Origin of the sequence: Streptomyces sp. CB03234 (assembly GCF_001905885.1) — a bacterium.
Lineage (GTDB): Bacteria > Actinomycetota > Actinomycetes > Streptomycetales > Streptomycetaceae > Streptomyces.
The window spans coordinates 1,412,073-1,424,604 of record NZ_LIYH01000001.1; the positions used below are offsets into that span (position 1 = coordinate 1,412,073).

Annotated in this window: 15 protein-coding genes; 11 read left to right on the top strand and 4 right to left on the bottom strand. The window is 74.1% G+C overall.

What is annotated here, in order from left to right; all coding sequences use genetic code 11:
- The first annotated feature begins 349 nt into the window (after nt 1–349).
- The 3 genes from AMK26_RS06365 (at nt 350) to AMK26_RS06375 (ending at nt 3,739) form a co-directional block, all read left to right on the top strand.
- Nucleotides 350–1,000: a class II aldolase/adducin family protein gene (locus tag AMK26_RS06365; protein WP_073752771.1), complete on the top strand. Its 651-nt coding sequence runs from the start codon at nt 350–352 to the stop codon at nt 998–1,000.
- Between the two features lie 55 nt (nt 1,001–1,055).
- Nucleotides 1,056–2,183 (top strand): alpha/beta hydrolase, encoded by a 1,128-nt coding sequence (locus tag AMK26_RS06370; protein WP_073752773.1) that lies wholly within the window; start codon nt 1,056–1,058, stop codon nt 2,181–2,183.
- Between the two features lie 113 nt (nt 2,184–2,296).
- Entirely contained in the window at nt 2,297–3,739 is a 1,443-nt protein-coding gene (locus AMK26_RS06375) for a hypothetical protein (RefSeq protein WP_443333143.1), read from the top strand.
- Between the two features lie 7 nt (nt 3,740–3,746).
- Here the strand turns inward: AMK26_RS06375 and AMK26_RS06380 are convergent, their stop codons facing one another.
- Nucleotides 3,747–4,148, bottom strand: a complete 402-nt coding sequence (locus AMK26_RS06380) for a VOC family protein (RefSeq protein WP_073753109.1) — start codon at nt 4,146–4,148, stop codon at nt 3,747–3,749.
- Between the two features lie 130 nt (nt 4,149–4,278).
- Nucleotides 4,279–5,169 (bottom strand): KPN_02809 family neutral zinc metallopeptidase, encoded by an 891-nt coding sequence (gene ypfJ / locus AMK26_RS06385; protein ID WP_073752777.1) that lies wholly within the window; start codon nt 5,167–5,169, stop codon nt 4,279–4,281.
- Between the two features lie 188 nt (nt 5,170–5,357).
- Between ypfJ and abc-f the strand changes: the two genes are divergently transcribed.
- The 3 genes from abc-f to AMK26_RS06400 all read left to right on the top strand — a co-directional run bounded on the left by abc-f (nt 5,358) and on the right by AMK26_RS06400 (nt 8,442).
- Complete coding sequence (gene abc-f, locus AMK26_RS06390) at nt 5,358–6,956, top strand: ribosomal protection-like ABC-F family protein (protein WP_073752779.1); 1,599 nt, start codon at nt 5,358–5,360, stop codon at nt 6,954–6,956.
- A gap of 310 nt (nt 6,957–7,266) precedes the next feature.
- Nucleotides 7,267–7,488 carry a helix-turn-helix domain-containing protein gene (locus AMK26_RS06395; protein ID WP_006123601.1) on the top strand — a complete coding sequence of 74 codons (222 nt, stop codon included), beginning with the start codon at nt 7,267–7,269 and terminating at the stop codon, nt 7,486–7,488.
- A gap of 153 nt (nt 7,489–7,641) precedes the next feature.
- Nucleotides 7,642–8,442: an enoyl-CoA hydratase/isomerase family protein gene (locus tag AMK26_RS06400; protein ID WP_073752781.1), complete on the top strand. Its 801-nt coding sequence runs from the start codon at nt 7,642–7,644 to the stop codon at nt 8,440–8,442.
- A 3-nt stretch (nt 8,443–8,445) separates the two neighbouring features.
- Here AMK26_RS06400 and AMK26_RS06405 read toward each other — a convergent pair whose 3' ends face one another.
- Nucleotides 8,446–9,189, bottom strand: a complete 744-nt coding sequence (locus tag AMK26_RS06405; RefSeq protein ID WP_241837799.1) for a hypothetical protein — start codon at nt 9,187–9,189, stop codon at nt 8,446–8,448.
- Nucleotides 9,190–9,289: 100 nt separating this feature from the next.
- Here AMK26_RS06405 and AMK26_RS06410 point away from each other — a divergent pair, with 100 nt between their 5' ends.
- From AMK26_RS06410 to amaP, 5 genes are read left to right on the top strand one after another with little or no spacing between them, the layout of a single operon-like run.
- Complete coding sequence (locus AMK26_RS06410) at nt 9,290–9,817, top strand: Asp23/Gls24 family envelope stress response protein (RefSeq protein ID WP_073753112.1); 528 nt, start codon at nt 9,290–9,292, stop codon at nt 9,815–9,817.
- A 22-nt stretch (nt 9,818–9,839) separates the two neighbouring features.
- Nucleotides 9,840–10,031 (top strand): hypothetical protein, encoded by a 192-nt coding sequence (locus AMK26_RS06415; RefSeq protein ID WP_073752785.1) that lies wholly within the window; start codon nt 9,840–9,842, stop codon nt 10,029–10,031.
- Nucleotides 10,006–10,407: an Asp23/Gls24 family envelope stress response protein gene (locus AMK26_RS06420; protein WP_073752787.1), complete on the top strand. Its 402-nt coding sequence runs from the start codon at nt 10,006–10,008 to the stop codon at nt 10,405–10,407. Before AMK26_RS06415 ends, AMK26_RS06420 begins: the two co-directional genes overlap by 26 nt.
- Nucleotides 10,404–11,003: a DUF6286 domain-containing protein gene (locus AMK26_RS06425; RefSeq protein WP_073752789.1), complete on the top strand. Its 600-nt coding sequence runs from the start codon at nt 10,404–10,406 to the stop codon at nt 11,001–11,003. The genes AMK26_RS06420 and AMK26_RS06425 overlap by 4 nt, the downstream gene beginning before the upstream one ends.
- A gap of 6 nt (nt 11,004–11,009) precedes the next feature.
- Nucleotides 11,010–11,573: an alkaline shock response membrane anchor protein AmaP gene (amaP, locus tag AMK26_RS06430; RefSeq protein WP_073752791.1), complete on the top strand. Its 564-nt coding sequence runs from the start codon at nt 11,010–11,012 to the stop codon at nt 11,571–11,573.
- A gap of 200 nt (nt 11,574–11,773) precedes the next feature.
- On the opposite strand, the gene AMK26_RS06435 is transcribed toward amaP, so the two are convergent.
- Nucleotides 11,774–12,529 (bottom strand): SDR family oxidoreductase, encoded by a 756-nt coding sequence (locus tag AMK26_RS06435; protein WP_073752793.1) that lies wholly within the window; start codon nt 12,527–12,529, stop codon nt 11,774–11,776.
- Between the last annotated feature and the right edge of the window lie 3 nt (nt 12,530–12,532).

The following is a 12,532-nucleotide window of genomic DNA, read 5'->3' on the forward strand; positions in this document are numbered from 1 at the left end:
TCGACGTCAGTGGCTCGGCGAACGTAGGCAACCTGAGTGAACGGAAGGTGAACTGGGTCGGGCTTCGTGGTGACCCCAACCGGGTTGCCGCCGTTCCGCTTACGCCCCGCGGCGCCGGTCCGGAGGGCCGTGGGCCCAGTGATTGGGGCGGTTTCGGGTCTCTTACCGCCCCTTCCTGTCCTTTCGTGAAGGTCCTCCAGTGGATCGGTCGGCCCGCAGAAGAGATTCTTGTCACCCCCCGCCCCGCCGCACTTTCCTCCAGCCCGCCACCGATAGGTCCCACCGGGCCGGGGCTGCCGGGCCGGGGCTGCCGGGCCGGGACGGGGCCGGGGCTGAAAGGATCGGGTGCATGACACAGGACGCGATCGAGCGGGCATGGGATGCGCTGGTGGACACCGCCCGCAGGACAGTCACGGACGGGCTGGTCGTCGGCACCTCCGGAAACGTTTCCGCGCGGGTGGGCGACCTCGTGCTCGTCACCCCCAGCGGCGTGCCCTACCACCGGCTCACCCCCGCCGACACCGTCGCCGTCGACCTGGACGGCACCCAGGTGCGCGGCCGGCTCGCCCCCACCAGCGAACTGCCCATGCACCTGGAGATCTACCGCCACACCCCGGCCCGCGCCGTCGTGCACACCCACGCCGTGCACGCCACCGCCGTCTCGGCCCTCGTCACCGAGCTCCCGCCGATCCACTACATGGCCGCGGCCCTCGGCGGCCCCGTCCGGGTCGCCCCCTACGCCCTGTACGGGACGGAGGAACTGGCCGGAAACATGCTGCGCGCCCTGGACGACCGCACCGGCTGCCTGCTGCGCAACCACGGAACCGTCACCTACGGGGACTCCCTGGACCAGGCCTACGACCGCACGGCCCAGCTGGAGTGGATGTGCCGCGTCTGGCTCACCGCCGCCTCCGTACCCGGGCACGCGCCCAGCCTGCTGTCGGCCGCCGAACTGCACGAGGTGGCGGAGAAGTTCCGCGGGTACGGCCAGCCCCGCTGACCCCGCCGGGCGTCGCCCACTGGCAGGCGGCCACCGCCGCGCCGACACTGGAACGGTGCGCCCGGCTACAGCGACGGCAGCGGCCGTCACCACCCTGATCGGTGTCGGCGCGGCCGCGGTCGCGGCCGGCCGGTACGCCAGCAGCGCCGCGCTCAAGGTGCCGCACGGCCGGCCCCTGCCCGGCGAACCCCGCCTCACCGTGCACGCCACGGCCGCCGGGCAGGTCACCCTGACCCGCTGCCTCGCCTCCCGGCGCCCCGGCACCTACGGTCTGTCCGGACCCGACGTCCACGCCGTCGTCGGCTCCGTCCTGGACGACGTACCGCACTCGCCCGACACCGTCGTACGCCGCCTGGAACGCGTTGTCAGCGGCCGGCTGGAGGTCGGCGGGCGCGTCAGGCTCACTCCCCAGCTCCACACCGGCACCCCGGCCACCGCGCTCGGCCTGGAGTACGAGGACGTCGAGGTACCCGGCGAACTCGGCGCCCTGCCCGCCTGGTTCGTCCCCGCCTCCCGCTCCACCTGGGTCATCGCCGTCCACGGCATCGGCACCACCCGCGAACACCCCATGAACGTGATGGGCTTCCTGAACCGCATGCGCCTCCCGGTGCTCGACCTCGCCTACCGCGGCGACCCCGGAGCGCCCCGCCCCGCCGGCGGGCTCGGCCACCTCGGCGACTCCGAGTGGCGCGACCTGGACGCCGCGATCCGCCACGCCGTGCGCAACGGCGCCCAGCGCGTCATCCTCCACGGCTGGTCCACCGGCGCCTCCATGGCCCTGCACGCCGCCGCCAACTGCGGCCTCCGCGACCGCATCGGCGGCCTCGTCCTCGACTCACCCGTCCTGGACTGGGAAGCCACCCTCCGCGCCCTCGCCACCGCCCGCCGCATCCCCGCCCCGCTGCTGCCGCTCGCCGTCCGCGCCGCCCAGGGCAGTACCGGCGTGCACGGCGACCGGCTCGCCGAAGCGGCCGACCCGCAAGGGCTGCGCGTCCCGGCCCTCGTCTTCCACGGCCCCGACGACCACCTCGCCCCCTGGCAGGCCTCCCGCGACCTCGCCTCCCGCCGCGCCGACCTGGTCACGCTCCACACCGTCCGCGACGCCCCCCACGCCGCCATGTGGAACGCCGACCCGAACCGCTACGAAGAGGCCATGCGCCGCTTCCTCACCTCCCTCGTCTGAACGGCCTCGGCAGACCTCCGCACACCACCCCCCAATGGCACCTCCCCGGGCCACGAACCCGGCGAATCGGATTCCGTTTGGGCTTTCGGGGCGTCAGCGGGAAGACTGCCCCCGTGACGTCTCGAAAGCCCGATGAGCAACTGGCGCGCAATTCCAGACTCCGACTCGTCCGTCCGCGGCCCCTGACGACGGCCCGACGGGCCGTGACGACCCGGCGTACCCGGCCGGTGCCACGGCCACCGGAGGGCACCCCGCCGCCCGCCGAGCTGGCCCGACAGGCGAGGGCGGTGCTCGCCGATGCCGTACGCATCGCCCGCTGGGCCGCCGTCGAGCGCGACCGCGACGACGACCGCGACGCCACCCCCGCCACGGAACGGGCGGCCGCCGCCCTCGACCTGACTCCCGCTCAGGTACGCGCCGGCTGGGACCGCGCCCGGCTCGCCGGACTCGTCGAACTCCACGGCGACACCGCCCGCCCCGGCTGGCGGCTGCGCGCCTGGGACCGTGACGACTCGGCCGTGCTGCGCGGCTGGGTCGCCCTCTTCGACGCCTGGTCGCTCGTCCACCCGGCGCCCGGCGACGTCGCGCCCGCCGCAGTCGCCGAGGTCGTGGAAGCCGTCCCCCAGGTGCTCTCCCTCCTCCAGCTCTCCGCCGGTCCGGTGCACGTCCCGGCCCTGTTCGACCTGCTCCAGCAGCGCGTCGCCGAACTCCGCGAGGAGCGCTGCGAAGTACCCGACGACCGCCAGGCCCAGAACCAGGCCCAGAACCAGGCCCAGGCGCCGTCGCAGCCCCCATCGCAGCCGCAGGCCCAGCCCCAGCCGTTCCCCGGGCCCGACTCCCTCTCCCGCCTGCTCGACTGGGCCCTGGAGGGCCTGGCCGCCGTGGGCGCCCTGACCCTGGGCGAGGGTCACGCCACCCTCACCCCCCTCGGGAACTGGGCGGTGTGGGTCAAGCTGGAGCAGATCTGCGTCGCCGCGCAGAGCCCCGCCGGCCACATCGAGCAGTCCGCCGAGGACATGCTGCGCGGCTGCGCCCGCCTCACTCCCGGCCCGGCCCGCGTCGAATACCGCGCCTGGCTCGCCGCCCGCCCCGTCCGCAGCGCCGTCACCGAGCTGCTCGCCGTCGCCCGCGGCGAGGACGCCCTGCTGCGCGGCCTCGCCTTCGAGGCCCTCCGGGTCGTCGGCGCCCCCGCGGAGGCCGAGGTCCGGGCCGCCGCCGAGGAGGTGTGCCTGCGCCCCTACGCCCTGCTCTGGCTCGCCGAGTACGAAGGAGCCGACCCCGACGACGCCCCCGACGTCCTGACCCGCGAGGAGGCCACCTGGCTCTGGGTGGACACCGCGGCGGCCGTCGCCGACCACGGCGAGAGCGCCCTCCTCGTCCGCCACCTGGAGTCCGCCGTCCAGGGCACGGTCCCCGCCCTGCTCGACGAGGTCCGGGCGGTCGGCCACCCCCGTACCGTCCAGGTCCTGGTCGCCCTGGCGGCGGCACACCCCGACCCCGCCCTCGCCAAGGCGGTGCGCCGCGCGGCCTTCCAGGTCCACACCGGCGGAGCGTGACCTGGCGCTACCCCGTGCCGCCGGGGGCGTACGTCCCGAAGCTCCAGACGTTGCCCTCGGCGTCCCGCGCCATGTAGTCCCGCGAGCCGTACTCCTGGTCCGTGGGCGGCATCAGGATCTCCACGCCGTGCTCCACCGCCCGCGCGTGGTGCGCGTCCACGTCCTCCACCACCACATACACCCCCACCGGGCCCCCGCCCGCCATCGCCTTGGCGAACACCCCGTCACCGCCCTTGGTGCCCAGCATCACCATGCCGTTGCCATAGGACAGCTCGGAGTGGACGACGTAGCCGTCCTCGCCCTCGTACACACTCACCTCGGTGAAACCGAAGGCTTCCTTCAGCGTCCTGATGGCCGCCTTCGCGTCCTCGTACAGGATCGTCGGGTAGATGCTCGGTACGTTCGCCATGCTGATCACTCTCCGATTCGGCGCTCGGTTCGGCCTTCCCGGCCTTTCGGCCCCTCGACTGTGATCCGGATCTCAGCTGTTCCTCAGTCTGGCACCCGGCACTGACAACGCCGCCCCGAGCGGCCACGGCTCACCGGAAGGTGTCGCACCGGGCCATGTCGCCCGTCCGGTAGCCGGTGGCGAACCACGCCTGCCGCTGCTCCGCCGACCCGTGCGTCCAGCTTTCCGGCGTCACCCGCCCCTGCGACCGCCGCTGGATCCGGTCGTCCCCCACCGCCGCGGCCGCGTCCAGCCCGTCGCGGATGTCCGCATCCGTCAGCCGCGACAGCACCGGCCGGCCCGTCCGGTCGTCCGGCGTCGCCGCCGCGTGGCGCGCCCACACCCCCGCGTAGCAGTCCGCCTGCAGCTCCACCCGCACCGCGGCGCTGCCCGCCCCCTGCCGCCCGTCCTCCGCCCGGCGCAGCGTCCCCATCAGGCCCTGCACGTGGTGCCCGTACTCGTGCGCCACCACATACGCCTGCGCGAACGGCCCGCCCGTCGCGCCGAACCGCGTCCGCAGCTCCCCGAAGAACCCCAGGTCCAGGTAGACCTGCCCGTCCCCCGGGCAGTAGAACGGCCCCACCGCCGACGTCGCCGCCCCGCACGCCGTCCCCACCCGGCCCGTGAACAGCACCGTCCGCGCGTCGGCGTACCGCCCGCCCCGCCGCGCGTACTCCCCGCGCCAGTAGTCCTGCACGCTGTTGACCACCCCGACGATCCGGCAGTCCTCCCGGGCGTTCGCGTCCGCGCCCTTGCGGCACGCCTGGGCCACCTGCCCCGCCGACGAGGCGCTCGCCGCCGGATCGGCGCCCTCCTCGCTGAGGCCCAGCTCCTCCGGCCCCACCCCGAAGAAGACGCCGAGGATCAGCGCGACGAGCCCCACGATCCCGCCGCCGACGGTGGCCCGGCCGCCGGGCACCCGGCTGCCGCGTGCGTCCCGGACCTCCGAGTTGTCCAGGTCGGCGTCGTCGTCGAACTGCATGGGGCCACCACCCTGCGTGCCTGGCGGCCCCGTACCGTGGCCGCGAACACTCCAGCTTGGCCGAAAAGCAGTTGCACACGCCCGTTAGACTGGCCCGTATGGCCATTCTCCCCGTGCATTAGACCGGCGTCGAAGCCACCGCACCCGCCGTCCTTCCGCCGTCTTCCACCCCGCCCTGGAGTCTGTCCGTGATCACCGCTTCCGGCATCGAGCTGCGCGCCGGCGCCCGCGTCCTCATCGAATCCGCGTCCTTCCGCATCACCAAGGGCGACCGCATCGGCCTGGTCGGCCGCAACGGCGCCGGCAAGACCACCCTCACCAAGTGCCTCGCCGGCGAGGGCGTCCCCGCGGGCGGCACGATCTCCCGCTCCGGCGAGGTCGGCTACCTCCCGCAGGACCCGCGCACCGGCGACCTCGACGTGCTGGCCCGCGACCGCATCCTCTCCGCCCGCGGCCTCGACGTCCTGCTCCGCAAGATGCGGCAGAACGAGGAGCGCATCGCGGGCGGCCAGGGCGCCACCCGCGAGAAGGCCATGCGGCAGTACGAGCGCCAGGAGACCGAGTTTCTGACCAAGGGCGGGTACGCCGCCGAGGCCGAGGCCGCCACCATCGCCGCCGCCCTCGGCCTGCCCGACCGGGTCCTCGGCCAGCCGCTGCACACGCTCTCCGGTGGTCAGCGCCGCCGCGTGGAGCTCGCCCGCATCCTGTTCTCGGACGCCGACGTCCTGCTCCTGGACGAGCCGACCAACCACCTCGACGCCGACTCGATCGTCTGGCTGCGTGACTACCTCAAGACGTACCGCGGCGGCTTCATCGTGATCTCCCACGACGTCGACCTCGTCGAGACCGTGGTCAACAAGGTGTTCTACCTGGACGCCAACCGGTCGGTGATCGACGTCTACAACATGGGCTGGAAGCTCTACCAGCAGCAGCGCGAGGCCGACGAGAAGCGCCGCAAGCGCGAGCGCGCCAACGCCGAGAAGAAGGCCGCCGCCCTCAACTCACAGGCCGACAAGATGCGCGCCAAGGCCACCAAGACCGTCGCCGCGCAGAACATGGCCCGCCGCGCCGAGCGGCTGCTGTCGGGCCTCGAGGAGGTCCGCGCCTCCGACAAGGTCGCCAAGCTCCGCTTCCCCGAGCCCGCGCCCTGCGGCAAGACGCCGCTCACCGCGGAGGGGCTGTCCAAGTCGTACGGATCCCTGGAGATCTTCACCGACGTGGACCTCGCCATCGACAAGGGGTCGCGGGTCGTCATCCTCGGCCTCAACGGCGCCGGCAAGACGACGCTGCTGCGGCTGCTGGCCGGGGTCGAGAAGCCGGACACCGGCCAGGTCACGCCGGGCCACGGCCTCAAGCTGGGTTACTACGCCCAGGAGCACGAGACCCTCGACCCGGACCGCACCGTCCTGGAGAACATGCGCTCGGCCGCGCCCGACCTCGACCTCGTCGAGGTGCGCAAGACGCTCGGCTCGTTCCTCTTCTCCGGCGACGACGTCGACAAGCCGGCGGGTGTCCTCTCCGGTGGCGAGAAGACCCGGCTGGCGCTGGCCACCCTGGTCGTCTCCTCGGCCAACGTCCTGCTCCTCGACGAGCCGACGAACAACCTCGACCCGGCCAGCCGCGAGGAGATCCTCGGCGCCCTGCGCACCTACAAGGGCGCCGTCGTCCTCGTCACGCACGACGAGGGCGCCGTCGACGCCCTCCAGCCGGAGCGGATCATCCTGCTGCCCGACGGGGTCGAGGACCTGTGGGGCGCGGACTACGCGGACCTCGTGGCACTGGCGTAACCACGCCCTGATCGTCTCCGTATGGATCATTCGGCTTACGCGTGATCCATCATCTGAGTGAGGACGTCTCGTACTGCGGCGTGGCGCCGGGCCAATTTCCCGTCCCGGCCACACGCCGCCCCTTCCCTCCTCCCACCTCCCTGACCTGGCCATTCACCCCCTGGGCCGGTCCCGGACCGGAATCGTGGGCCGGAATGAGGCCCCGGGGCGGCGAAACCTTGCGGCACAGACCTTGTCGAATGGCTGGCCAGGAAGCGCCCGAGGGGTGATCATGAGAAGACCAGAGCGCACTTCCCATGAGGAGGCACGGGTGGCCGAGACTCTGAAGAAGGGCAGCCGGGTGACCGGCGCCGCGCGCGACAAGCTCGCGGCAGACCTGAAGAAGAAGTACGACTCCGGTGCGAGCATCCGGGCATTGGCCGAGGAGACGGGCCGATCCTATGGATTCGTCCACCGGATGCTGAGCGAGTCCGGAGTCACGCTGCGTGGACGCGGCGGAGCGACGCGAGGCAAGAAGGCCGCTTCGGCCTGACGGCCCCCGCGACCTGACGAACCCGAGCGCGGCTCGTCCGGCCCCACCGGTTACGGCAGGGCCACCCGGTCGATCGCAGTATCGGCCGGGTGGTTACTGTGCAGTCACTTGATGGCTGCACTGTTGCCCCTGCACCGGACCCGGAGGCGCCCCATGACCTCGCTCGACCCAGTCCTCGAAGTGCTCGACAAGGACGGCGTACGGCTCACCGTCGAGGACGCCGTTGCCACGGTGACCCTGACCAATCCGGCCAAGCGCAACGCCCAGTCCCCCGCTCTGTGGCGGGCGTTGGCGGAAGCCGGCCGGTCGCTGCCGGGCAGCGTGCGGGTCGTGGTGCTGTGCGGCGAGGGCAAGTCCTTCTCCGCCGGGCTCGACCGGCAGGCGTTCACGCCGGAGGGCTTCGACGGCGAGCCGTCGTTCCTCGATCTGGCGCGCGGCTCCGACGCCGAGCTCGACGCGGTCATCGCCGAGTACCAGGAGGCGTTCACCTGGTGGCGCCGTAACGACATCGTGTCGATCGCGGCCGTCCAGGGGCACGCGATCGGGGCGGGCTTCCAGCTCGCCCTGGCGTGCGACCTGCGGGTCGTGACGCAGGACGTCCAGTTCGCCATGCGCGAGACCAGCCTGGGCCTCGTCCCGGACCTGACGGGTACGCACCCCCTCGTCGCGGCGGTCGGCTACGCCCGCGCGCTGGAGATCTGCGCCACGGGCCGGTTCGTCCACGCCGACGAGGCCGAGCGCATCGGGCTGGCCAACCTCGTCGTGCCCGCCGACGACCTCGACGGTGCGGTACGGGACCTGGCGGCCGCGCTGCTGGCGGCGCCGCGTGACGCGGTCGTCGAGACCAAGGCGCTGTTGCGGGGCGCGGGGGAGCGTACGTACGAGGAGCAGCGCACGGCCGAGCGCGCGGCGCAGGCGCGCCGCCTGCGCGACCTGGCAGGCCTCGCCGACTGACTCTCAGCTCTGGAGCACCTCGGTGACCAGGACGGTCACCGGCGCAGTGCTGTCCACGGCCCCGCGTACCGCCCGTGCCACATCCAGCGCGCGGTGGTCCGGGGCCGTCGCCAGTTCGATACGGAGGTGGCCGGCCGCCCGGTGGACCGACGGCCCCAGGACCGTCGTCAGCCGGGCCACGCCGGGGACGGCGGCCGCGGCGGCGGCCGCGGGGTCGTCCGCGGGGTCGTCAGAGTGATCGTCCGAGAGGTCGTCCGCAGGGCCCTTCGCGGGGCCGTCCGGGGTGGCCGCCGGGGTGGCCGCCGGGTCCTCCGATGGGGGAGCGGGGGTGGCCGGGGAATCCGGCGGGGCGTCCAGGAGCGCCGTGACCCGGAGGTCCACCTCGGACACGGCCAGCCCGAGGTGGACCTCCGCCGCCGTGAACAGCGCCGTACGCACCCGCTCGGTGAGGTCCGGCAACGGCACGCCGTACCCGGCGGCGAACTCCGCCTCGACGCGCAACGCGCCGGGCGGCACCGAGCCCGGCGGGGCCGGAAACGCCGGTACGGTCGCCGATGCGGCGCCCGCGAGGGCGATCCGTAGCCGGCCCGGCTCCACCCCCGGCACCTGCCGTGCCGCCCGGCGCAGCACCGCGTCGGCGGCGCGCTCCGCGATCCAGGCCCCGTCGGCCGCGTCACCCAGCGGAATCAGCCGGCCCAGGCCGATCCTGCTTCGTACCGTCGCCATCCATCCGTCAGCCGTCGTCATTCCTCCAGCCTGCCGCATCCCTGGCGCGAGATACGGAAACCACCCTTAATGTGAGCGAAGGAGACCGAATCCTCCCCATCGCCCCGAAGGGACAACGGTGATGACCGACGCGTCGCAGTCCGCCTCGCCCGACCAGGCAGCCCGGTCCGCCCAGGCGGCGAAGGCCGCGCGGGTCAAGGAACCGGCGGCCGAGGAGAGCAGGAAAACCTCCGTGGCCAAGCGGAGCGGCGCCGACGGCGATCCCGCGTCCCGTGGCCGCACCACCATCGCCGACGGTGTCGTGGAGAAGATCGCCGGGCTGGCGGCCCGTGACGTCGTCGGCGTCCACGCGATGGGCAGCGGCATCTCCCGGACCTTCGGCGCGGTGCGCGACCGCGTCCCCGGCGGCAAACCCAGCGTCACGCGCGGCGTGAAGGCCGAGGTCGGAGAAGTGCAGACGGCACTCGACCTGGAGATCGTCGTCGAGTACGGCGTCTCCATCCTCGACGTCGCCCGCGCGGTGCGGGAGAACGTGATCTCGGCCGTCGAGCGGATGACCGGACTGGAGGTCGTCGAGGTCAACGTCGCGGTGAGCGATGTGAAGCTGCCGGAGGACGAGGAAGAAGAGCCGGAGACACGGCTCCAGTAGCCAGCGGATCGAGGAGCGCACGATGAGCATGTCGGTGGTCGGCCTGTTGGCCGGAATGGCGCTCGGCTTCGCCGGATACTTCGGCGGTTTCGGGGCGTTTTTGCTGGTGGCCGCGTTGGGTGCGGTCGGATTCGTGGCGGGGCGGTTCCTGGACGGGGACCTGGAGCCCGGCGACTTCTTCCGGAGCCGTGACCGCGACGACCGGCGGCGGTGACCCGGTGACGGCGGTCCTTGCGGCGGAACGCGGAGCGACCACCATCGCCGACCGCGTGGTGGCGAAGATCGCCGCACACGCGGCGCGGGAAGCGCTCGATGGCGTACCGGAGGACGAGCGAGGTGCCGGGGAAGGCGGTCGTCCGCCGCACGCGACGGTCGTCGTGCACCGGGACGTCGCGCGCGTCCGCGTCAGCCTGGAGCTCGGCTACCCCTCCGACATCGGCGCCCAGTGCGGCGCCGTACGCAGCCAGGTGGTCCGGCGCGTGCGGACACTGGCGGGCATGGAGGTGCGGGAGGTGACGGTCCAGGTGGAGCGGCTGCACTCCTCGTACACGCGCGACCGCGACGACAAGGGGCGGGGGAGGGTGCGATGAGCACGACCGTGCCCGCCGATCCCGTGCCGGTCCTGGAGAAGACGGGAGTCGGCACCGCGCGCCGCTTCTGGTCCGTGCGCCGCGTCCCGGCCGCGCTGCTCGCGCTGCTGGTCCTCGCCGGTGCGGGGCTGCTGCTGTACGACGTCGCCGCGGTACGGGCCGGGCGGCCCGGCATGCGATGGCGGCGCGCCCTCGCCGACGAGCTGGCCACGCGGCCGCTCGACAACCTGTGGGTACTCATCGGTGCCGTGGTCGCCATCGGGCTGGGCGTGTGGCTGCTCGTGCTGGCCGCCACGCCCGGGCTGCGCGCCGTCCTGCCGATGCGGCGCGGCGAGGACCCGCTGCGCGCCGGGCTCGGGCGGGAAGCGGTCGAGATCGTGCTGCGCGACCGGGCGATGGCGGTGGCGGGCGTGCAGGCGGTACGCGTACGGGCGCGGCGTCGCAAGGCCGTCGTACGGGCCGTGTCCCACTTCCGCGAACTGGACGACGTACGCGCCGACCTGGACGACGCGCTGCGTGCCGGGGTCGGGGAACTGGACCTGGCACGGCCGCCGGACCTGTCGGTGCACGTGGTGCGCCCGGCGCGGAAGGGGTGAGCGGACATGCTGCGGGCGGTGAACCGCGTGGTGCTGGGCCTGGCCGGAGCGGTGCTGGTGTGCGCGGGCGGGGCGGTGCTCGCGGCCGGCCTGGATCTGGGCGTGCCGTCCTGGTGGCCCTGGCGGGGCCCGGACGCCGTGCTGCTGAGCGAGTCGGCGCGGAGGCGCTGGGGGTGGGTGGTCGTCATCGCGGTGCTGGCGGCCGTGGTGCTCCTGGCGCTCGGATGGCTGCTGGCACAGCTGCGGCGCCCGCGCCTGGACGAGGTGCTGGTCGACAGCCGGGACGGGGACAGCGCGGTGCTGCGGGGCCGGGCCCTGGAGGGCGCCGTGGAGGCGGAGGCGGAGGCGGTGGACGGCGTGTCGCGCGCCCGCGTCCGGCTCACCGGCCGCCGTACGGCGCCCTCGGCGCGGGTCTCGATGCTCCTGGAGCCCCACGCGTCCCCGGCCGAGGCCCTGTCCCGCCTCCGTGACGGTGCGCTGAAACACGCCCGCGACTCGGCGGGCCTGCCGTCCCTCCCGACGGAGGCCCACCTCCGCGCCGCCAAACACCCGCCCCGCCGCGTCACCTGACGCCGCCGCACGGACGTCCGCGCGGCCTCCGGGCGCGCGCCCCGGGACTCTGGGCACCGCCCGGGACACTGGGCGCACCCGGGACTCTGGGCACCGCCCTGGGCTCTGGGCACCGCCCCGGCCTCCGGGCGAGCCGCCCGGCCTCCGGGCGCGCGCCCCGGGACTCTGGGCACCGCCCGGGACACTGGGCACCGCCCCGGTCAGAAGCCGTGGCGGGCGCCGCCGTCGACGGGGACCATCACGCCCGTCAGGTAGGAGGCCGCGGGGGAGAGGAGGAACGCCGCCGTGTTGCCGAACTCCTCCGGGGTGCCGTAGCGGCGCAGCGGGATGCGGGACTCGCTGTCCGCGCGGGCGGCGGCGGCGTCGCCGGACAGGGCGTCCAGTTCGCGGACGCGGTCGGTGTCGATGCGGCCCGGCAGCAGGCCGACGACCCGGATGCCGCGCGGGCCCAGCTCGTCGGCGAGGGACTTGGCGAAGCCGGCGAGGCCCGGGCGCAGGCCGTTGGAGATGGTCAGGCCCGGGATCGGCTCGTACACCGAGCCGGACAGGACGAACCCGATCACCCCGCCCTCCGGCAGCGCGGCCGCCGCCGCCCGGGCCATCCTCACCGCGCCCAGGAACACCGAGTCGAACGCCGCCTGCCACTGCTCGTCGGTGTTGTCCGCCGCCCACCCCGGGGCCGGGCCGCCCACGCTGATGAGGACGCCGTCGAAGCGCCCGAAGTGCGTCCGGGCGGCGCCGATCAGGCGGTCGGCGGCGGCCGGGTCGGCGTTGTCCGCCGCGACGCCCACCGCACCGGCGCCCAGCTCCTCCGCCGCCCGGGCCACCGCCTTCTCGTCGCGCGAGGAGACCACGACCTTCGCGCCGTCCGCCACCAGCGCACGCGCCGACGCGTGGCCCAGCCCGCGGGACGCGCCGGTCACGACGTACACACGATCCTTCAGTCCAAGATCCATGGG

Excerpts from the sequence above, each read along its gene's own strand:
- AMK26_RS06365 (WP_073752771.1), top strand. The coding sequence starts at position 350 with ATGACACAGGACGCGATCGAGCGGGCATGGGATGCGCTGGTGGACACC.
- AMK26_RS06380 (WP_073753109.1), bottom strand. The coding sequence starts at position 4,148 with ATGGCGAACGTACCGAGCATCTACCCGACGATCCTGTACGAGGACGCG.
- ypfJ (WP_073752777.1), bottom strand. The coding sequence starts at position 5,169 with ATGCAGTTCGACGACGACGCCGACCTGGACAACTCGGAGGTCCGGGAC.
- AMK26_RS06400 (WP_073752781.1), top strand. The coding sequence starts at position 7,642 with ATGACCTCGCTCGACCCAGTCCTCGAAGTGCTCGACAAGGACGGCGTA.
- AMK26_RS06405 (WP_241837799.1), bottom strand. The coding sequence starts at position 9,189 with ATGACGACGGCTGACGGATGGATGGCGACGGTACGAAGCAGGATCGGC.
- AMK26_RS06410 (WP_073753112.1), top strand. The coding sequence starts at position 9,290 with ATGACCGACGCGTCGCAGTCCGCCTCGCCCGACCAGGCAGCCCGGTCC.
- AMK26_RS06415 (WP_073752785.1), top strand. The coding sequence starts at position 9,840 with ATGAGCATGTCGGTGGTCGGCCTGTTGGCCGGAATGGCGCTCGGCTTC.
- AMK26_RS06425 (WP_073752789.1), top strand. The coding sequence starts at position 10,404 with ATGAGCACGACCGTGCCCGCCGATCCCGTGCCGGTCCTGGAGAAGACG.
- amaP (WP_073752791.1), top strand. The coding sequence starts at position 11,010 with ATGCTGCGGGCGGTGAACCGCGTGGTGCTGGGCCTGGCCGGAGCGGTG.
- AMK26_RS06435 (WP_073752793.1), bottom strand. The coding sequence starts at position 12,529 with ATGGATCTTGGACTGAAGGATCGTGTGTACGTCGTGACCGGCGCGTCC.